Source organism: Acinetobacter corruptisaponis (genome assembly GCF_030053775.1).
Classification (GTDB): Bacteria; Pseudomonadota; Gammaproteobacteria; order Pseudomonadales; family Moraxellaceae; genus Acinetobacter; species Acinetobacter corruptisaponis.
Window position 1 is genome coordinate 1157704 of record NZ_CP125669.1, and the last position, 19434, is coordinate 1177137.

Below are 19434 nucleotides of genomic sequence, written 5' to 3' on the forward strand. Positions count from 1 at the left end.
ATTGTCATTCTCGCTTATAGATCAATCACAAGATCAGATTGAGCTGAATTTACGCAAATCTTGAGTAACTGGCTTGGCTCATGGTTTGCTGAACCATTCAATAGATTTTTGGTCGAACCTTGTGCTTTGCTACAGGCACATTTATTACAGATTCCCATACGGCAACCATGCTTCGGCTTGATCCCCTGATGTTCCAGACTGCTTAGAATCGACTGACCTTTTGGAATGGCAATGGTCTTGTTGGATTGTGTCAATGTGACATTGATAAAACCCGTATCAGTTGAATCTATATCAAACTGGCTTAGGCTAAAGGCCTCGGTCTGGATTGAGGCGGCATGCTTAAACAATGTTTCCGCAGTTGCTGCAAAACCTGATGGGCCGCAGGCATAAACTGTGGTTTCATTTAAAGATTTAAGTTGATCAACGTGAGGCTGGTTTAAGCGTTGATCCTGTTCCTGCGTATAAAAAATCTGATAAGTGAAATTCGAAAAGTTTTCAGCGACTTCTTTTAGGTACTCAGCATAAGCCACATCTTCATGCGTTCTCACCCAGTACATCAATTGCACAGATATGGCTTTAAGCTGTCTGGACTGACAGAAAGCCTCAATCAAGCTCAGCATTGGCGTAATGCCACTACCTGCTGCAAGTAACAATAGCTTTGGTGTTTGAACCTGCTGCTGCATTTCACCATAAGGCTGTCCCAAACGCAGAATATCACCTGTTTGACTTTGATCAACCAACCAAGAACTGACCAGACCTTGATCAACTTTTTTCACCGTTAGGCAGAGATGGTCTGCATCGACCTGCATCAGGCTATAGGTTCTTTCATAATGACGACCTGCAATTTCCACCGTCACAGGATGATGCTGGCCTGCAACACCACGTTGCACATGGCGGTTACATTGCAAAATAAGGCTCACCATATCTTTTGCCACAATTTGTTTTTTTACGACTTTGGCAAGAGGCTGATTAATTGACCATAAAGGGTTGATTTTCTGTAACCAAAAATTGGCATCATGGCTGTTCATGACACTTTGAGCCATTGAGTTAAACAGGGAAGCCCTCTTTTCGATTGCTTGCATGCGCAGTTACTCTAGTTGTTTTCTTAATTATTATACATATGTATATTTATTTGTATATACACTTGTATATTTATTCAAAAAGAATTGTAAACAGGATTTTTTACAAAATGTTTACCATAAGAGGAAAGGCGTGCAGTCAAGGTCAGTGTCTTGCGGACATGGGGCTTTCCCTGTTTCCCACAGTGGAAAGCAACCCCGATTGATTTACATTTCACAAGCCCATCGACAATCGTTATAATCCCAAGCAGCTTATTTATGTTTTGAAAATGATGGTTCATTCTTCTGTTTTACCACCCAGTCCCAAACCCGCAACAGATGAACAGGATCTTATTCCCATAAAATCTCCTGTACGTTCGGTTGGCCGAAAAGCCACCATTACCAAAGAAGAGTTATTTCAAGCCACCCTGAACCTGATTGGCCCACAAAAGAGCATCTCTTCCCTGAGTTTAAGGGAAATCGCGCGTGAGGCAGGCATTGCACCCAATAGTTTTTATCGTCATTTTAGGGACATTGATGAACTCGCAATCGCCCTGATTGATCGGGCAGGCTTGGTACTGCGTAAAATCATTCGTGAAGCACGCCTACAGGCAGTATTGCAACATAGTATTATCCGCAGTTCAGTCGAAGTTTTTATTCAACTTCTGGATGCAGATGAAGGTTATTTGGGCTTGTTGTTACGTGAAAGCTATACAGGTTCAACTTCCTATAAAGAGGCGGTAGACCGCCAGCTTTCCTTCTTCCAGCAAGAGTTGCACGAAGACCTGATTCGCCTGGAACAGATCAACAATAACAGTCACATGCCACATGCGGATATTGCCGCCAAGGCCATCACCCAACTGGTGTTTAACATGGGTGCGAAAGTGATTGACCTGTCTGCTGAACAACGGATTGAAGTCGCAGAACAAACCATGCTCATGATCCGTATGATCTTGACAGGTGCCCGTCACTTAACAGAAGAACCGCTCTAGTTTTATGTTTCCGTGTGGTGCAGCCCTTACTTGTACCACACCCAATCAACCCACTTACATTTCTTCCCATATTCCCCTCTTTATATTCAGCACAGTATTCAAACTGATACAAAAGCAGCCAAAATCGAAACATTCAGGCGTATTTAGCGGCGTAAAATATTTATCGAAATAAATGGTTTTGATCCATTTTCATTCTTATTAAAATTGAATGAGGTAACTATGAATTCTTCAGCAGCGAAAGCTTTAAAAGTTTATACACGTAATAATTTAGATGATTCCATCAAAGAAGCAACGGTCAAAATATTAAATCAAATACTTGCAAATCTTATTGATTTATCATTGCTCACCAAGCAGGCGCACTGGAATATGCGCGGTAGCAACTTTATTGCCGTACATGAAATGCTGGATATGTTCCGCACCTCATTGATCACCCATCTGGACAATGTGGCTGAACGTGCTGTACAAATTGGCGGTACGGCACTGGGAACGACCCAAACGGTATCGCAAACATCACATTTAAAACCGTATCCTGTGGAAATTCATGCGGTACAGGATCATTTGAAAGAACTTGCCGATCGTTATGGCGTGGTGGCAAATCATTTACGTGACACGATTGATGAGATTCAGGACCCAATTTCTGAAGATATTATCCATGCTGCCTTGGAAGATCTGGATCAATATTTATGGTTCCTTGAAGCCAATATTGAACAAAAGTAATTTCTGTTCAGCAATAAAAAACGAGGGTCAAATGATCCTCGTTTTTTATTGCATGGTGATGATTTAAGGTTTGACCACCACCAACACCTGAATCGCTTCTGGGGTAACAGAAAGACTATCCAGTAAACCCAAGCCTTCCTGTTGGAATTTCTGTAAACGCTCAATTTCATCCTGACGGATGCTTGGATTAAATTGCTTGAGATAAGTTAAACGGTCAATTTCATATTGCCACTTGTGACCATAATGTCCTTTCGCTTGCTCAATTAATTCAGGCAATGAGGTTTTGGCAATCTCCAAAGCTTGCGCATAGCGGGTTTCAATCACATCACGACGGGCTTTCACCACTTGGCGACAGCTATTACCATCCAGATGATGCAAATATGGACGTAAAATGCTTGGATCAATCTTGGCAGACAAATCCTGACCATTTTCACTCAGCAACACACGAATCAACTGTTTTGGCAGGCTTGATGGCAAGTTCAATGCCTTCGGCGCAACCACATCAACCTTAAACCACACTTCCAGTAACACCGAACCTTGCTTTAATGCATTCGATTTCAGCAAAGCCACATTGGTACTGCCAAATGACTGTGTACGGATCATTTCCATGACACTTTCAATAAATGGATGCTCCAGTGTCAGATATTGTGCATCTTCACGGATTTGTGCCTGATCACGATAGAACGTTGCAGTCATGCCCTCTTCGTCCAGAGTTAAACCCTGCACCTGCATCTGGTCGGTTGGCTTGATGATGACCGTACCATTGCTTTGCTCATCAAAGTCAATATTGGTTGATGACATAAAACGCTTTACGAACATTGGTAAAGTGGTGTTGTCATCATAATCCTCAAGCGCCTGCACAATGCCCTGCGCCACAACTGGACGACAAGAATTGTACTCAAGCAAACGGTCACGACCTGCGTGTAGTTCAGCTTCCAGAGCCTGACGCTGTACATTGACTTCTTCAAGCAAGTCTTCAAAGGTTTGCCCTTGATCTGCCAATAGACAGTCTTTCAGTTTAACAATAAAGTTCTCTTGCAGCGTTTGTGCTGTTGGAGAAATATTACTGAAAATATTCAGTGCCTCGTTATACCAGCGGAACATACGCTCCTGCGCTGTACCGATCAAATATGGCACATGAATCTGGATACGGTTTTCCTGACCAATACGGTCCAGACGGCCAATACGTTGTTCCAGCACATCAGGATTTGCAGGCAGGTCAAACAATATCAGGTCACTAGCAAACTGGAAATTACGCCCCTCTGAACCAATTTCAGAACACAGAAGAATCTGCGCACCATAGCTGTCCTCAGCAAAATATGCCGCCGCCTGATCACGTTCAAGCAGGCTCATGCCCTCATGGAACATCGCAGTACGAATGCCCGCATGTAACCGTAGAACATTTTCCAATGCCTCCACCACAGGCCCACTACGCGCGATCAACAACACTTTTTTGTGTTTTAATTCTTTACGCAGCACTTCCATCAACCAAGGCACACGTGGATCATTTTCCATCCATGCGCCATCAAGCTGCCCCTCTTCTGGCCACATCTGCTCACGCATTTTGCCATCAAATGACCAGTCTTCTGGGGCTGGTAGTGGTGCTGGCTGGCAATCACGGCCAGGGAAGCCCTGAATCGCCTCACGGGTGTTACGGAACAGGATACGACCTGTACCATGACGATCCAACAATTCATGAATGGCACGCATCCGCTGTTCAGGCTGATCATCAATCCGATGACCCAATAAGCCCTCAAGTGCAGCTAAATGCTCTTCAGTCAGTGCCTCATCAGACATCAACACTTCAGCCACTTTTGCTGTTCGTTGATATTGCTCTTCCTCATCAAGGAAACGATCAAGGCTGCTAAAACGTTGCGGATCAAGCAGGCGTAAACGGGCAAAATGGCTTTCCACACCCAACTGTTCAGGGGTTGCAGTCAGGAGCAACACACCCGCCGTTTGTTCTGCCAGTTCTTCAACCAGATCATAACGGTCATTGCCGCCCTCTTCCTCACTCCACATCAAATGATGGGCTTCATCAACCACTAGCAAGTCAAAACCTGCTTCCAAAGCCTGTTCACGCAGGTCTTCATGGTCAATCATCAAATCGACACTGGCAATAATGCATTGCTCAGTCAGGAATGGATTCAAGTCAGGATCATGCTCTTTAATCGAAGCGGTACGAGTTAGGTCAAACAGGGAGAATTGCAGATTGAAACGGCGACGCATTTCAATCATCCATTGATACTGCAATGAATCAGGTACCAAAATCAGGATACGTTCCGAACGTCCTGTTTTTAGTTGCTGGTGGATAATCAGGCCCGCTTCAATGGTTTTACCAAGCCCAACCTCATCCGCAAGAAGAACACGGGGTGCAAAGCGCTTGCCCACCTCATGTGCGATATAAAGTTGGTGTGGAATCAGGCCAACACGTGCGCCGAGCAAACCACGTAATGGGCTGGTGTGCATTTGAGCCTGCAACAACATGGCCTCAATACGCAGGTCATACCATTCCTTATAATCAACCTGACTGGCCAACAGGCGCTCTAAAGGTTTTGATAGCTGGATTTGCGCACCAATACGGGTTTCATTCAGTGCCTTGCGTTCCTGTTCGCCATTTGTCAAAGTGCGAACCACATCGTAACGGAGCACGCCATGACGGTCTTCGATGGATTCAACAATCCACTTGATGCCTTCCTGATCCTGAACTTCATCATTCACATTGAAGATGATACGGGATAAAGGCGCATTGTTGCGTGCATAGACACGCGTTTCATCACTTTTGGGGAATAAAATGCTGATAGAACGTTCATCTACATCAATAAGAACGCCTAAACCGAGTTCTGTTTCTGTATCTGATAACCAACGTTGACCAATAGCAAACTGCTGCAATTTTTCCACCTTTATCTCAAGTTAGCCTACATATTGTATTCCGTAGCCCTGATAGGGTTTAAGGTATTTTATGTAGTTTTCAACCATGTATTTTGACACAAAGCGCCATCAAATAGCGTGCATCACATCATGATTTCTTAAAAAGTTTTAGCAACTAAAACGGTACAGGACAGTCAAAACTGAGCTGTGCACCTGTCTTAGGGTGAGTAAAGCTTAACTGCGTTGCATGTAAACACAAACGGTCATAAAGCTGTTGCTGTTCTGGCGTGGCATATAAGGTGTCACCAAGAATTGGATGACCTAAATATTGCATATGCACACGAAGCTGATGGGAACGCCCTGTAATCGGGATGAGTTTAACCCGCGTTACCATTTGTCCCTGAATGTCGAAATGTTCAATGGCCTGCCATTCTGTTAATGCTGGTTTGTGATGGGACTTATCCACAATATGCAATGGTGGGCGGCTTGGATCATAGATTACAGGGATATCCACTGTGCCCTGTCCCTCTAAATGGCCCGCAACCAATGCCTGATAGATTTTTGCGGTTTGACGATCCTGAAATTGACGGGAAATGGCGCTTTGTCCAAATTTGGAAAGGCCAAATACCAGTATGCCCGAAGTATCACGGTCTAAACGATGAATGAGTAAAGTCTTTGGTTCTAGTTTTAATAAACGATTGATCAAGCAATCTTGTAAATCAGGTGTTTTCCCTGGCACCGTCAGCAACCCTGCAGGTTTATGGATGACCATAAAATCTTCATCACGATGAATCAAATGTTCACTTAGAAAATCACTCAAGGTAGCCTTCCAACGACTGGATGAAAACAAGCGGGCAATCATAAAAAGCTTACCAGAAAATTACAATCACATTTTACCTAAATTGCTTATTTTTTTATCATTATCGCATTAACATGATTTTCAATTTACTACTTATTATGTCTTTAGATTATTGACACTAAATAATCCAAACACATTTCACTAAAAAAATAATCAATAAAAACAAATATTGACCACTTTACAATCAAGAATAAATAATGGCTAAAGCAAAGTTAAGCCTTTATTGCCATAAAATGGCGTATAACCTCATTGAGATGCTTTTTTGTATCCTTATCTTGTTCATTTAACCAAGTCAGAACATCCATATCAAATGAACTATAAGCAACCTGCTGCTTTTGTTCACGTAACTTTTTAATAAAAGCAGGCTCAACACTTTTTTCTTTAGTAACTTTAAAATTTTTATAGTATTCAATATCTTTTTGCATCGTTGTAACTCCTCTTTTGATGAAGTGACGATTTAAAAGCGGTAATAATTCTCGCAGCATCATCACGTTGTACCCAAACAATCGTCAAAATCCTAAATTTATTACTCATTCCAACAGTGATAAAACGTTGTTCACCATAATCATCTACATCTTCGTTTGTGATCATGTAATCATCAAAAAATACACTCGCAGCTTCTTCAAGTGTAATCTCTCTTTTATTATAGTCCAGTTCAAATTTTGTGTCATGCCACTCAAAAATCAACCCTCTAAATTCAATGATTGGCATGACAGCTCCTTGATGTATTTTCTAGCTTACCACTTACAGCTCTGCAAACGTTTCTTTCGCTGCCTGAATGGTATCAGCAATATCCTGATCCGAATGGACAGAAGAAATAAAACCTGCCTCAAAAGCTGATGGTGCAAGGTACACACCACGCTTTAACATACCGTGGAAGAATTTTTTAAATGCTTCAACATCACAGGCCAACATGGAGTCAAAACTGGTAATATCATCTTGATCAGTAAAATAAAGGCCGAACATACCACCCACCTGCTGGGTTTTGAATGGGATGCCTGCCTCATCTGCCGCAGTCTGTAATCCTGCAAGCAATTTTTCTAACTGTGCAGCCAGTCCTGTATAGAAGTTTGGCTCACGTAAATGCTTGAACATGGCAATCCCCGCACGCATTGCCAATGGATTACCTGACAATGTGCCCGCTTGATAGACGCCACCCAAAGGTGCGATACACTCCATGATTTCGCGTTTACCACCAAATGCGCCCACAGGCAGACCCGCACCAATAATCTTACCGAGTGTCACCAGATCAGGCTTCACATTATACAGGGTGTGTGCCCCACCTAGAGCAACACGGAAACCTGTCATGACTTCATCAATAATAAATACGGATTTGTATTCATCACAGACATCACGAATGGCCTGTAAAAAGCCGTCAATTGGTGTGACCAGATTCATGTTGCCTGCTACTGGTTCAATAATTACCCCAGCAATCTCATGACCAAACTTGGCAAAACATTCTTTCAAAGCTTCAATATTGTTATACGGCAGCGTTAAGGTATGCTTGGCAAAATCGGCAGGCACGCCTTTGGAAGTCGGCTCACCCTCGCCCAAGGTCAATAAGCCTGAACCTGCCTTGACCAATAACGAATCTGAATGGCCATGATAGCAACCTTCAAATTTTACAATCTTGTCACGACCTGTATAACCACGCGCCAGACGAATCGCAGTCATGGTCGCTTCAGTTCCTGAACTGGTCATACGCACTAATTCAATCGCTGGCATAATCTCGCAAATGATGTCTGCCAAAGTGGTCTCATGTACCGTTGGTGCACCAAAGCTTAAGCCATCCTCAGCCGCAGTTTGTACCGCCTGGATAATATCAGGATGGGCATGACCCAAAATCATCGGCCCCCATGAACCGACATAGTCTACATAACGCTTGCCATCGACATCCCACAGGTATGCACCTTTCGCCTTTTCAATAAAGACGGGCGTACCGCCAACACCGTTAAATGCACGTACAGGTGAATTGACCCCACCTGGAATATGTTTATTTGCCTGTTTAAATAGCTGTTCTTGCTTTGGAGATAAACTCATAAAATGCTCAACCTAAATCGAAAACATGGGGAACGATGAAGTTCTGAAGACCATCTCAGCTCCCGTAAAACGAATAAAAGAAATTATGCAAATAATTTTGCCCATGCATTTACACGGACAGGAATTTCAGCTGTTGTCCGTCCTAATATATCACTAATCACCGCACAAAGGCTTGCCCCAGCATCAATCACCATCTGGGAATTCTCAACGGTCAGGCCACCAATGGCACAAATCGGTACATCAAATTTTTGTCTTGCCTGTTGAATAACTTCAATCCCAACATTCCCCGCTTCTGGCTTGGTTGAGGTTACATATATAGCTCCAAAAGCAACATAGCTCGCACCCTCGGCAATCGCTTTTTCAGCCAGTTCCAATGAGTTGAGGCAGGTACGGCCAATAATCACACCTTGAGGCAGACGTTGAATTGCATCGGTGATTTCACCATCTGATTGTCCAAGATGAACACCTAGACCAAATTGTTCTGCCAGCGATAAATCATCATTAATCACAAATGGAACCTGATATTTTTCACACAGGATCTTAATCTGCTCCACTTCAAGCGGCTGATCGGCTTTTGCGATTTTTTTACGACGATACTGCAAAATGACAATATGTCCTGTTGCCAATGCAAGCTGTAGTTTTTCTAGTAATAATTGGATTGGATCATCATTGGTAATCAGGTAGAGACCGTGCATAAGAAAAGACTCATCAGTTTTATCGAACAAGTATAGATCATGAAAATATCATCGGCCATCCCTACATATTTACCTTTATTATGAATACCAATCTTATAAATTCCAGTATTTATAAAAAAGCCGCACTGGAGATGCGGCTAAAAGTGTTATGACTATATAATGAGATTACGGGATAAATAAAATTAATAATCGTAAACTTCATCCCAAGTAATGGTCTTGTTAATCACTTGTTTTCCATCACTAGATGCTTGATACATCAAAGTTTTGGCATCATTATTTGCGATTAAGATTGAATAGTTTTTGTCATTGGTTGTATCAACCACTTTCAACTGACCATCGTAGGCATCTGAGTCTTCATCGTTAGATTTATATCTAAAAGGATTGATGGTATTGAATTTAGCTGAATAATCTCCAATCTCACTGCCTTTAACCTTAAATATACCCTCAGAACTTAAAGAATATGCCCCATTGCTTCCTTCCTCCTGGAAGCTGGTTTTAAATGCGCTGAGATTATATTCCACTGTCCTTGATTTTTTATTATCGTCAATTTCTGTTGAAACCACTTTCAAGTTGTTGGTTTCAATGGTACCGCTTGTATCATTTGCCGTGCTGGTTACTTTAAGTGCACCATTTACTAAACTGCTTTCTCCATCATCATAACTGATTTTAAAGTCTACATATTGGTATTGATTTGTTGAAAGGTTAATGACACCTGAAACCGCAGTATCATCATCAAATAACCCCCTACAATTATTAAAGGTAATTTTATCACTTGTTTTTACATAGTTTCCTTGAGAACAAGGCGTACCCTCTACAGCCTCATCAGCACCATAGACCAATGCATCAACAAAACCAAAATTAACAAAGGTACTTAAAGCAGAGTGTGTAATTGTATTGACCGTCTTTTCAAGGCCCCAATTGGCGGTAGTTGTTTCAGTTGGTTTATTTTTATCATCAATTTCTTGCTTTATATTATCAATCACATCATCTGAACCACCACAACCTCCCAATAATAAAGTACCCAAGACCGCAGCAGCTGCCATTTTATATTTCATGATATTCTCCTCACTTCACAATATGATTAGTGTTAGAGAAAAGCACTGTTGTGTCTATTCCTCAAATGAGGAGTAGACAGGATCTTTTTTTAATATTTAGATAAAATTATGGATTATCCTAGATGGATATCCTTAACCTAATTTGATTTTGGCAATAATTCAAACCCAATTATTAAATGACGTATGCCGTCATGAACTACCTCCCGCTGCGGCAAAAGGGTCATTTCCTTTTCTAAATGACGTATGCCGTCATGAACCATTGGCTGGCGCATCAACTTTATGGAGACATTTTCTAAATGACGTATGCCGTCATGAACAATTAGAAAAGAAGATACAGCCTGATTTATTCTTTCTAAATGACGTATGCCGTCATGAACGTCACTTACAGAACCTTGCCAAGAATCCGAACTTTCTAAATGACGTATGCCGTCATGAACAAGTTACAATGTCAACTGGGCCGAATACTTTTCTTCTAAATGACGTATGCCGTCATGAACAATTTAATGGCTTCTGTACCCAAAGATGCAGGCTTCTAAATGACGTATGCTGTCATGAACATGTGATAAAAATTAATACCCACATTCTTTGTCTTCTAAATGACGTATGCCGTCATGAACTCCAGCCATTTTGCTAAACGTTCTGCCAATTGTTTCTAAATGACGTATGTCGCCATGAACGAGGGCTTGAAGATCACCACAGCTATAGACAATTTCTAAATGGCGTATGTCGCCATGTGTGAGTTACTGTCTTGTTTTGCACTAGAAGTCTGGCGGGATGAGATGGGAACAAGTGGGATGGGCTGGGATGAAAGCATTATAGCGTAAAGGTTTGAGGATTTTTTGAAGTGGGCAAAGCTGGATCAAGGCTTTGCCCTTTTTTTTGCACTGAATTTGGGTTATTTCGAGTGAAGCCGATTTTTTTGGATTTTATTTTGCACTTGAGTTAAATGTTAATGAAGCAGTTTTTAAGCATTTTTCAAGAACGTCTTGGACACCTTTATAGTCATTGCCATAAACGTCCAGTTCTATTTTACACCCATGTAGTTCAACTTTTAAAGATGTACGTTGTTGGTTATGTTCCTCTATATTTTTATTGAAGAAATTAACGATATTGGTATCGGGCATATTAAGCAGCACTCCTTACTAGACTTTTAACGGAAAGTTGTATTGCTTCCATATTAGAAGCATCATCACTATACAGTGTGTAAATAGCTATAATCAATAGTGTTTTTTTCTCAGGCGACATGGTGCGACGTTGAATTTCCAGTTCATTTTCCACTAAATAAATTGCGGCATTTAATAGATGTGAATCAAAAGGTTGCGTCTCTTTATCAATCAAAGCCTCATAAAGCATGACAATAAATTCAGCCATAGGCTTTGGTCTCATAATTTTATGACGATCTTTCAATGCCTGGGCTGTGGTCTCAAATGCTTGCTGTAGCTTATCTCTATCTATTGATGTTGTTATTCGCAGGCCCTCTTCTTCAACAATACCTGACTCTGTTTGCGTCTCTTTATCCTGTTGCTGTGCCACAGGAACAACATCCTTAAATGGCTCTCCTATTCCTTTGTCTAGCCATTCATACGAGCAACCTATCTGTTGTGCCCATAATTCAACAGTCTTTGCTAAAGGTTTGCTTTGTCTGTTTCTAGCTGACTGAAATGCAGACTTCTTAATCCCCTTACTTTCAGCCCAGGAATATGGACGTTCGTCCCCTATCAAGAAATCCATACGTTCCCAAAATTCAGCAGCTTTCTGGTCTTTAGTTTTTTGCATATCACTCATCCTAAATGCAAAAACTGTATGCAAAAAATTTAATACTTTTGCATACAAAATAAGTTGTTAATAATCAATAAATTGTAAAATAACAATCATTTTGAATACTTTTTAATATGCAAAACTATTGAATTGAATACTTTTGCATATTAATATGTTGTTAGATTCGTTAAATAACGATTCTAACGGGTTAAAAAAATGCCTAAAAGGCAGGAAGTTCAGTATGGGAAGTATGCAAAACCCACAAGAACATTGGGATAGATATGCAATTAAGGCTGCTATCTACCGCAAAGGTAAAACATTAGCTGCTCTAGCTCGTGATCATGCCATGTCAGAAACCACTTTACGCACTGCTTTGGATAAACCCTGTAAAAGTGCGGAGTTGATTATTGCTGGCTTTTTAGATCAACCAGTGTATGTGCTTTTTCCTGAGCGTTGGACTAAGGACGGCAAGCGCATCTATCCACGAGTAATCAAGCGTATGGAAGCTCGTTGATGAACCAATTTTATAGTATTCAGGAATTAGTTGAATTGCAATCAATTATTCAAAACCCTAAATATCCGAACAATCGGCAAGGTCTTGAATATCGGGCAAAGAAAGAACAATGGCAATTTCGGGAAGAAAAGTCAATTGGCCGTAATGGTACGACTAAAAAGTACCTTATCCCTTTCGACTTGGCAGTTAGTATTCAAAATCATTTAAATTTGAATACTAATGAGAATACCGATGTTGTAACAGTCAAACCTGAGACTGATGTAACTCAACCAGCGAACCAATTAACCCACTGGCAGCGTGAGATAGCAGAAAACCGCCTGTTTATCGTGCGTTTTTTGCAGCAGCAAGTGATTCAGGGTGTGCGGATCACACGCGCCATTGAGCAATTTATTGCTGATGCGACCAGCCGTAGCCTGCCACCAGAACTGCAACAAGCTGTTTTGAAAGCCAATGCCAAGTCTGGTGAAGAACGAATGGTCAGTCGTCGCACCGTGTTTGACTGGGTGAGTACAACCGAGGTTGCAGAGCAAAAGAACATGAATGTTATCAGCGTGCTTGCACCTAAAGAGCGTGCCAAAAAGGATATTCCTGCTTGGGCTGAAGCTTTACTTCAACTCTGGGCAAAACCACAAAAGCCAACGTTGGCAGCCTGTCTTGAGCTATTGCCAAATTATTACAGCGGTAAGCAGCCAAGCTATACACAGGCGTGGAATTTCATCAAGAAGCTTGGTGCGGTTGAACGTGAAAAAGGTCGTATGGGGCCACGTGAGCTGAAAAATATCAAAGCGTTTATTCGTCGTGATAGTTCAGTCCTGTTGCCAGCCGATGTCTACACAGCCGACGGTCACTGTTTTGATGCGGAAGTCGCCCACCCAATGCACGGCAGGCCGTTCAAGCCTGAAATTACCGCAATCATTGATGTGGCAACACGGAAAATGGTGGGTTGGTCGATTTCATTGTCCGAAAGTAGCTGGACGGTGTTAGATGCGATTCGGATGAGTGCTGTTTCTAACGGTATTTAGTGATATTTGCAGTATCAGCTAACCCTGTCGGATGTTTAAGCAAGCTCATCAGGCCACCTGACCAGATCATTCAGCCAAACTGGTTTGGTGACGATGCCAGCAAAGCCACCTGTTTGTGGCTTGAGGGATTGCCCCCACTTGAACCAACAAAACCTGTTTACCCTAGAGTGGTTTTTAGTGATGGAAAGTGGGCCATGCGTTGGGCCAATCAAACCGACAGTGGACAAAACAATCTGCCACCGTCAGAGGATCGCTGGGCAGTACGCAGTGAAACTTATCCAGGTATTGCCGATGCAATGGCGGCCCAGTGGAATGAAGTATTGCTCAGCAAAGAAACAGAATTTTATAAACGGGGTGACGTTAGATTGCTGGAACAATCTAACGCATTTCACTAATAATTATTTTTGAGGAAATAATTTAATCCCCTTTCGTAACCAGCGCCAGTAAAAAATAATTCGATACTTTGAAACCTCCTTACCACTTAATACAAGATAAGGCTCATTTGTTTGAGCTGCCAAACCTTGTAACCCTTTAAACTCTTTGGTTGTAATGTAATTGTAAGTGGCATTTTTGAGTGGTGGTGACCACTTCTTTATATTTGTTTTTGCGATATGCTTACCATGAGAAGTAGACAAAACAATTTCTTTTTTAACATTAGGATCGTTTAAAATTCTTGCTAAGCTTACTTTTTGTTCACCAAGCATATACCAGTAGACTGGATTTATTTTTTTATGATGTGCCTCATAAGCTTTAAGAATTAATTGTGCCCCATCACTCTTTTGAAAGTCTTCTAATAAGAGATAAGTATCAAATCCTAGTTTTAAATGGACTGAAAAAATGACTATAGATTTATCTTTGTCATTTTCAATTGTGTAAGTATCTATGGAAGCCTTATGTGTTTGTGTACCATCTTCTTTGATTGTAAAGTAAGCTCTAACACTTACAGACTTTTTTCGCCAGTACGTCTTTACTGCTAAATAAAACGCTATGCTTCCAAGTGATAAAGTTAAAAGAGGAACATATTTTAAATACGGATCAAAAAAACAAAGCCAACTCAAAACATTACAATGCTTTTCAGTACTAAAAAGAAATACATTATAAAATTCCATAATCTATTACCCCCTTAAAAAGGGAGCATTATATTGCGACAAAAATAAAAAATCTGATTTAAATGATAGGAAGTCGTTCCATCTAAACAATAAAATCACAACCCTCAAAAATAATGCCAATACTGATATTGGCATTTTTTATGGCTAAGAAAGACAAAAAAGGCAAGGACAATCGGGCTGCGCTGGATGCCCCCCAGACCGCAGACATTGGCTGGATCAACCAACAGGAACACCCCGCGCTTGGTTTAACGCCCAAACGTTTGGCGCAGCTTTTAATTGCCGCAGAATCTGGCGACCTGACTGCACAGGCTGATCTTGGTGCAGACATGGAAGAACGGGACGGTCATCTCTATAGTGAACTGGATAAACGTAAACAAGCCGTTAAGTGCCTTGAGTGGTCAGTCATTCCACCAAAGAACGCATCGACAGAAGAAAAAAAGCTTGCTGCTGAAGTACAGGAATGGATTGATGACATCGAAGATTTAGAGACGGTTATCTTTGATGCCCTGGATGCAATTGGTCACGGGTACAGTTGTCAGACAATCGAGTGGCAACGGGTCGGTAACTTAATACTGCCTGCATCGTTTGAACACCGTTTAGCGCGGGAATTTAAAACACCTTTAAATCAACCTGGTGAATTGCGCTGGAATGATAATAGCGTTGACGGTGCTGAGTTCTGGGATTATGGCTGGCTGAACCATTTTCATAAAGCCAAGTCTGGTTATATTTCAAGGTCGGGTTTACACCGTGTTTTATGCTACCCATACTTATTTAAAAATTATGGCGTAAAGGACATTCTGCAATTTTTAGAGGTTTACGGGCTGCCGATCCGTGTGGGTTCTTATCCAGCAGGAGCAACCAAAGAAGAAAAATGGACGTTGTTAAAAGCCGTTTTAAGTATTGGCCGTGATGCAGGCGGCATCATCCCGCAAGGTATGAAAATTGATTTTCAGAACGCGGCCAGCGGTGATACTGACAACCACATGGGCTTTATTAAATACTGTGACCAAACCGAATCCAAGATTATCGTGGGCGGCACGTTATTAAGCCAGGCAGATGGCAAGACAAGTACCCATGCGCAGTCTAAAACCCATGAGCATGGTTTTAAAACAATAACGAAATCAGATGCAAAGCAATTGGCACGTTCATTCAATGATTCGTTAATTGATTATTTAATGCGCCTGAACCGTCCACACATCACGAAAGACCGTTATCCAAAATTTAAGTTTGATACCAATGACATTGAAGACATTGCGACTTTCAGTAAATCTTTGCCCCCTCTGGTTGATGTGGGTTTACAGATTCCCGTTGCTTGGGCGCAGGAAAAATTAGGTATTCCAATACCTGACAAAAACACCGCAGTTTTAGCGCGTACAACCCAACAGAGCATTGCAGCCAATAATCAACGGTTCACTGGCTTTAGGCTTGCGGCATTGTCACAGCAACTTCAAACAGAACTATTTCAGGATCAGGTTGCACTGGATGAAGCAATACGCCAGCTAGACGCGGGCCAGCTCAATGCCCAGGCGCAGGCCATGATTCAGTTTGTACTGAAGCAGTTGGAAGCAGCAACCACGATTGATGATGCGCTGGGCATTATTGCAAATATCAGTCCAGACAAGTCAGCAGACCAGATGCAGGACATGCTTGCTAGTTTGCTGTTTGCCGCTGAAGCTTGGGGCGCAATTTCGGCTCAGTCGGAGTTGCGTTAATGCCAGCGCCTGACTCAAAAACCCTACACGGCTTCTTTGGTCAGCCGCCTGAAGTAGCGATTCGTTATCTGGAAGATAAGCAGCTTGTCCCAACAAAGAACTGGTATGACATTCGAGACGCGGCCCATAACCAAGCCTTTACAGTTGCCAATCTAGCGCGGATCGACTTGTTGGGTGATATTAAACAATCTTTGGTTGATGCCCAAAAGAAAGGGCTAAATGAAGCGGCTGCACTAGCTACTCAAAAATTAGATAAATCTGGTGGAGCGATTACAGGAACTTTGACCGTTGGCGAATCATTTTTTAATGGCGCATATTCCTATTCTATCAATGGCTATACGCAACTGCCAAATGGTTTTATTTTGCAATGGGGAAAGGCGGAAGGATCAAATGGTTTGGATGTGACATTCCCGATTCCATTTCCAACTCAACTTTTGAATCTTCAGATTACTGACAATCAAGGAAGTTCAACACACGGGTATGACTCATCTGATGCAACTGGTTTCCAGATGCACACATCGGTGGGGACATTAAGTTTTGATTGGTTTGCAATTGGACATTAAAAAAGGATATTAATATGACTTTCTCTCAACGTGACTTTGCCACAGGTCAAGTCGTCAGTAAATTAAATGCTTTGGGCACTGGTGGCGGTGGTTCTGATTTTAGAGTAGAAGATTTAGACCTAGAAGCCTATGCAGACAAAATTCCATCTTTAATGCAATTAACGCCTGATGTTGACCAGTACATAGATGGTACAAATAGCATTGGTATCGTCAAGTCAATTGAACCACCACCGATTGTTTTTGAGTATGAGCAGTATGTTTTAAATGATACTGAGCGCATGTTATTGGGTGATGATGCTACGTTCTTCCCCGATGCTACACAAAACCCGATGGAATACTGTACAGGCACAATAGATGCACTGACAGAACAGGACTATCTGATTACTTTCGGTGATCAGTATTTATCTGAGTTTTCATTTATAGATTCTGGCGATCTGGTACGGTATACATTCAGATATTTTGAAACGGGAGGCAACTGCATACTTCAATATGAAGTAGGCATTGGTGGGCAGACATATGAACTGTACTATGATTCAATGCCTATTACTTCTTTACATATTCGTATTAAAAACAACAGTATTCAATTTTTGAAGATTAATGATAGTGTTCGTGAAAATTATCATAATGCTTGGGCAATTGGTGATGATCCAGCTTCTGTTAAGTTAAAAATTCAAAAAGTACAAAATGCAGAATCTGAAATGTCTGCTGATCAGTTTATTCGGATTGGATCAGTTAGCAGTCAGAACGTAAAATTGGAAAGTCATCTTTCTTGCTACTTCAAAGCAGCTAAGGGAGAAATGTCATTTACGATTGATGAAACCAAGCCTACATTACTTTTTGCAAATCTAATTGAGGAACCAACAGGCGTACTTACGCTTGAAGATGTATCTAATAGCAATTCCGCAGAATTTTATGTCGCACTCATGTATATGTATGGACAGCCTGCGATTTCAATCAGCCCAAGCTTTACTGGTACTCCTATATTTTCAAAAGTTATTGAAAATGCACAAATGTCAGAGAAATTCACTTTTAGGCTTGCAGATGGCAATAAGCTGGAAGTCTACAATAAGAATGTCTTGCTAGGCACTTACCAGCATACAGGTGAAATTAAACCGTACTTTCAAAATATAGACTATGCCCAGCTTGGGTTGAGTGAATTTACTTTCGATCTAGGCAAGGCTTATGAGTATATTGAATATCATTTGCCGCCTGATGTTCAGGATGGCGTTTATTATCATTTAATAACAGATGGTGAATTATTCAATAAAGTTTTGCGTACTGGTGACTTTGTTCGGTTCTATAATCAACATACTGGTTTGATTCTTCACAAACAGTAATTTGAATATGATTAAGGCTAGAGAAATCTAGCCTTTAAAAGAATATGGGTACGCTTATTATATCACAATTTTATGTATATTCAAAATTCTAACGCAATAAAATCATAGTGTTAGTGCGAATTAAAATATAAATTTATGGTGCAAAATTAAAAATAAATTAGTGCAAAATTGCGCGAAAACTTACACCATGAACTTAATTCTTGTAATTTCATTTACTACATCATATTTCTAAATGGCGTATGTCGCCATGAACAGCCTTGCATGTACTCCGTTGGGCGGTATTCACTTTGTGGGGTCAGCCATTCCACTTCACTGCCTGAAAATAAAGGCGTTCCGCCACCGCCACAAAAACCAACCAATACGCCTGCACTACACAGCATGCGCATTGCCGCTTGGGTAATAGATGTGCCTGTACCCAATAAAATCACGGTGGTATTGGCAATCGGGATATTCCAGTATTGATTTTCATTTTTGGCTTCGGTGAGATATAGCACTCGCCCATCTTTTTGCATAACTCGGCAATGTTCAAGGTAGTACAGATTGGCCCGTTTAGAATGAAGAATTGCTTTTAAGTCAGAGGGGTTAAGTTGTTCCATTCTTTTGATTTCTCTTGTTTTTTCTTATACTACTTGAACAGTTCGTAATAAAAAAGCTGCCGAAGCAGCTAGGCGACACCTGATGTCGTTTTAATAACTATTTTTAAGATTAAGACTCAATTTTATCAAATTTACGGTCAATTAAACTCAAGCGACCACGTACGATATCAGACAACATTCTCCAGTCAGAGATAAAGCTGTAAAATGGTTGTTTAAAACTGGCTGGCTTATTATGTTCATGAAAGAAGTGCCCCACCCACGCACAGGCATAACCAGACACCAAACCATAAGCCAAGTATTTTGCCTTACGTTGGCGAATGGCTTTACTCCAGAAATAAATACCTAGAGAGCTACCAACTGCATGTAAACGACGGCTATTGATATTGCGGTGTTCAGTTAAATAAAAGCGATAAAATTCATTATAGTTTTTAATGGGTAATACGAATTCCACTGGCTGAGTGATATTTGCTGGTGCATTCATTTGATGATCGTCCTAATCGTGCAAGATTCATCACACGTTACTGCATTTCTTAGCT

20 protein-coding genes, 1 pseudogene and 1 CRISPR repeat array are annotated in these 19434 nt (G+C 41.2%); of the genes and pseudogenes, 8 read left to right on the forward strand and 13 right to left on the reverse strand.

Going from position 1 to position 19434, the window contains the following annotated elements; translation table 11 throughout:
* Positions 1-14: 14 nt before the first annotated feature.
* Positions 15-1082 carry a ferredoxin reductase gene (locus QLH32_RS05920; protein ID WP_283268628.1) on the reverse strand — a complete coding sequence of 356 codons (1068 nt, stop codon included), beginning with the start codon at positions 1080-1082 and terminating at the stop codon, positions 15-17.
* A gap of 269 nt (positions 1083-1351) precedes the next feature.
* On the opposite strand from QLH32_RS05920, the gene fabR reads away from it, so the two are divergent.
* Positions 1352-2050, forward strand: a complete 699-nt coding sequence (gene fabR, locus QLH32_RS05925) for an HTH-type transcriptional repressor FabR (RefSeq protein ID WP_004755822.1) — start codon at positions 1352-1354, stop codon at positions 2048-2050.
* A gap of 219 nt (positions 2051-2269) precedes the next feature.
* Positions 2270-2767, forward strand: coding sequence for a DNA starvation/stationary phase protection protein Dps (dps, locus tag QLH32_RS05930; RefSeq protein WP_283268629.1), 498 nt, complete (start codon positions 2270-2272; stop codon positions 2765-2767).
* Positions 2768-2830: 63 nt separating this feature from the next.
* Here dps and rapA read toward each other — a convergent pair whose 3' ends face one another.
* From rapA to QLH32_RS05975, 9 genes are all read right to left on the reverse strand, one after another.
* The gene (gene rapA, locus QLH32_RS05935; RefSeq protein WP_283268630.1) at positions 2831-5668 is read right to left on the reverse strand and encodes an RNA polymerase-associated protein RapA; all 2838 of its coding nucleotides are present in this window, start codon (positions 5666-5668) and stop codon (positions 2831-2833) included.
* A gap of 145 nt (positions 5669-5813) precedes the next feature.
* On the reverse strand, positions 5814-6458 hold the full coding sequence (locus QLH32_RS05940) for an RluA family pseudouridine synthase (protein ID WP_283268631.1): 645 nt from the start codon (positions 6456-6458) through the stop codon (positions 5814-5816).
* 251 nt (positions 6459-6709) lie between these two features.
* Positions 6710-6922 carry a hypothetical protein gene (locus tag QLH32_RS05945; RefSeq protein WP_283268632.1) on the reverse strand — a complete coding sequence of 71 codons (213 nt, stop codon included), beginning with the start codon at positions 6920-6922 and terminating at the stop codon, positions 6710-6712.
* Positions 6906-7208, reverse strand: coding sequence for a BrnT family toxin (locus QLH32_RS05950; RefSeq protein ID WP_283268633.1), 303 nt, complete (start codon positions 7206-7208; stop codon positions 6906-6908). The genes QLH32_RS05945 and QLH32_RS05950 overlap by 17 nt, the downstream gene beginning before the upstream one ends.
* A 33-nt stretch (positions 7209-7241) precedes the next feature.
* Entirely contained in the window at positions 7242-8537 is a 1296-nt protein-coding gene (hemL, locus tag QLH32_RS05955) for a glutamate-1-semialdehyde 2,1-aminomutase (protein WP_283268634.1), read from the reverse strand.
* Between the two features lie 83 nt (positions 8538-8620).
* The gene (gene thiE, locus QLH32_RS05960) at positions 8621-9232 is read right to left on the reverse strand and encodes a thiamine phosphate synthase (protein ID WP_283269294.1); all 612 of its coding nucleotides are present in this window, start codon (positions 9230-9232) and stop codon (positions 8621-8623) included.
* Positions 9233-9414: 182 nt separating this feature from the next.
* Positions 9415-10287 (reverse strand): hypothetical protein, encoded by an 873-nt coding sequence (locus tag QLH32_RS05965; protein WP_004681346.1) that lies wholly within the window; start codon positions 10285-10287, stop codon positions 9415-9417.
* A 173-nt stretch (positions 10288-10460) separates the two neighbouring features.
* Positions 10461-10964: direct repeats of the CRISPR family, unit length 24 nt; unit sequence TAAATGACGTATGCCGTCATGAAC.
* A 249-nt stretch (positions 10965-11213) separates the two neighbouring features.
* On the reverse strand, positions 11214-11411 hold the full coding sequence (locus tag QLH32_RS05970; protein ID WP_283268635.1) for an ATP-binding protein: 198 nt from the start codon (positions 11409-11411) through the stop codon (positions 11214-11216).
* Between the two features lies 1 nt (position 11412).
* Positions 11413-12063, reverse strand: a complete 651-nt coding sequence (locus tag QLH32_RS05975; protein ID WP_283268636.1) for a hypothetical protein — start codon at positions 12061-12063, stop codon at positions 11413-11415.
* Positions 12064-12286: 223 nt separating this feature from the next.
* Between QLH32_RS05975 and QLH32_RS05980 the strand changes: the two genes are divergently transcribed.
* The 3 genes from QLH32_RS05980 to QLH32_RS05990 are packed head-to-tail and all read left to right on the forward strand — an operon-like array spanning position 12287 to position 13976.
* Entirely contained in the window at positions 12287-12559 is a 273-nt protein-coding gene (locus tag QLH32_RS05980) for a helix-turn-helix domain-containing protein (RefSeq protein WP_283268637.1), read from the forward strand.
* Positions 12559-13581: a hypothetical protein gene (locus QLH32_RS05985; RefSeq protein ID WP_283268638.1), complete on the forward strand. Its 1023-nt coding sequence runs from the start codon at positions 12559-12561 to the stop codon at positions 13579-13581. Before QLH32_RS05980 ends, QLH32_RS05985 begins: the two co-directional genes overlap by 1 nt.
* Positions 13581-13976, forward strand: a complete 396-nt coding sequence (locus QLH32_RS05990) for a hypothetical protein (RefSeq protein WP_283268639.1) — start codon at positions 13581-13583, stop codon at positions 13974-13976. Before QLH32_RS05985 ends, QLH32_RS05990 begins: the two co-directional genes overlap by 1 nt.
* Positions 13977-13979: 3 nt before the next feature.
* Here QLH32_RS05990 and QLH32_RS05995 read toward each other — a convergent pair whose 3' ends face one another.
* Entirely contained in the window at positions 13980-14690 is a 711-nt protein-coding gene (locus QLH32_RS05995) for a hypothetical protein (RefSeq protein ID WP_283268640.1), read from the reverse strand.
* Positions 14691-14830: 140 nt separating this feature from the next.
* Between QLH32_RS05995 and QLH32_RS06000 the strand changes: the two genes are divergently transcribed.
* The 3 genes from QLH32_RS06000 to QLH32_RS06010 are packed head-to-tail and all read left to right on the forward strand — an operon-like array spanning position 14831 to position 18302.
* Positions 14831-16402 carry a DUF935 domain-containing protein gene (locus QLH32_RS06000; protein WP_283268641.1) on the forward strand — a complete coding sequence of 524 codons (1572 nt, stop codon included), beginning with the start codon at positions 14831-14833 and terminating at the stop codon, positions 16400-16402.
* Positions 16402-16965 (forward strand): gp53-like domain-containing protein, encoded by a 564-nt coding sequence (locus QLH32_RS06005; RefSeq protein ID WP_283268642.1) that lies wholly within the window; start codon positions 16402-16404, stop codon positions 16963-16965. The genes QLH32_RS06000 and QLH32_RS06005 overlap by 1 nt, the downstream gene beginning before the upstream one ends.
* A gap of 14 nt (positions 16966-16979) precedes the next feature.
* Entirely contained in the window at positions 16980-18302 is a 1323-nt protein-coding gene (locus QLH32_RS06010) for a hypothetical protein (RefSeq protein WP_283268643.1), read from the forward strand.
* A 254-nt stretch (positions 18303-18556) separates the two neighbouring features.
* Here the strand turns inward: QLH32_RS06010 and cas1f are convergent.
* Positions 18557-18898 (reverse strand): annotated as a pseudogene (gene cas1f, locus QLH32_RS06015) (type I-F CRISPR-associated endonuclease Cas1f); the annotation flags it as partial.
* 109 nt (positions 18899-19007) lie between these two features.
* On the reverse strand, positions 19008-19379 hold the full coding sequence (locus QLH32_RS06020) for an Mpo1-like protein (RefSeq protein WP_283268644.1): 372 nt from the start codon (positions 19377-19379) through the stop codon (positions 19008-19010).
* Between the last annotated feature and the right edge of the window lie 55 nt (positions 19380-19434).

What these genes read in the sequence shown, in the direction of transcription:
- QLH32_RS05970 (WP_283268635.1), bottom strand. Translation starts at nt 11,411, where the DNA reads ATGCCCGATACCAATATCGTTAATTTCTTCAATAAAAATATAGAGGAA.
- QLH32_RS05945 (WP_283268632.1), bottom strand. Translation starts at nt 6,922, where the DNA reads ATGCAAAAAGATATTGAATACTATAAAAATTTTAAAGTTACTAAAGAA.
- fabR (WP_004755822.1), top strand. Translation starts at nt 1,352, where the DNA reads ATGGTTCATTCTTCTGTTTTACCACCCAGTCCCAAACCCGCAACAGAT.
- thiE (WP_283269294.1), bottom strand. Translation starts at nt 9,232, where the DNA reads ATGCACGGTCTCTACCTGATTACCAATGATGATCCAATCCAATTATTA.
- QLH32_RS06005 (WP_283268642.1), top strand. Translation starts at nt 16,402, where the DNA reads ATGCCAGCGCCTGACTCAAAAACCCTACACGGCTTCTTTGGTCAGCCG.
- QLH32_RS06000 (WP_283268641.1), top strand. Translation starts at nt 14,831, where the DNA reads ATGGCTAAGAAAGACAAAAAAGGCAAGGACAATCGGGCTGCGCTGGAT.
- hemL (WP_283268634.1), bottom strand. Translation starts at nt 8,537, where the DNA reads ATGAGTTTATCTCCAAAGCAAGAACAGCTATTTAAACAGGCAAATAAA.
- dps (WP_283268629.1), top strand. Translation starts at nt 2,270, where the DNA reads ATGAATTCTTCAGCAGCGAAAGCTTTAAAAGTTTATACACGTAATAAT.
- QLH32_RS05920 (WP_283268628.1), bottom strand. Translation starts at nt 1,082, where the DNA reads ATGCAAGCAATCGAAAAGAGGGCTTCCCTGTTTAACTCAATGGCTCAA.
- QLH32_RS06010 (WP_283268643.1), top strand. Translation starts at nt 16,980, where the DNA reads ATGACTTTCTCTCAACGTGACTTTGCCACAGGTCAAGTCGTCAGTAAA.
- QLH32_RS05975 (WP_283268636.1), bottom strand. Translation starts at nt 12,063, where the DNA reads ATGCAAAAAACTAAAGACCAGAAAGCTGCTGAATTTTGGGAACGTATG.
- QLH32_RS05950 (WP_283268633.1), bottom strand. Translation starts at nt 7,208, where the DNA reads ATGCCAATCATTGAATTTAGAGGGTTGATTTTTGAGTGGCATGACACA.
- QLH32_RS05980 (WP_283268637.1), top strand. Translation starts at nt 12,287, where the DNA reads ATGGGAAGTATGCAAAACCCACAAGAACATTGGGATAGATATGCAATT.
- QLH32_RS05965 (WP_004681346.1), bottom strand. Translation starts at nt 10,287, where the DNA reads ATGAAATATAAAATGGCAGCTGCTGCGGTCTTGGGTACTTTATTATTG.
- QLH32_RS05995 (WP_283268640.1), bottom strand. Translation starts at nt 14,690, where the DNA reads ATGGAATTTTATAATGTATTTCTTTTTAGTACTGAAAAGCATTGTAAT.
- QLH32_RS05985 (WP_283268638.1), top strand. Translation starts at nt 12,559, where the DNA reads ATGAACCAATTTTATAGTATTCAGGAATTAGTTGAATTGCAATCAATT.
- QLH32_RS06020 (WP_283268644.1), bottom strand. Translation starts at nt 19,379, where the DNA reads ATGAATGCACCAGCAAATATCACTCAGCCAGTGGAATTCGTATTACCC.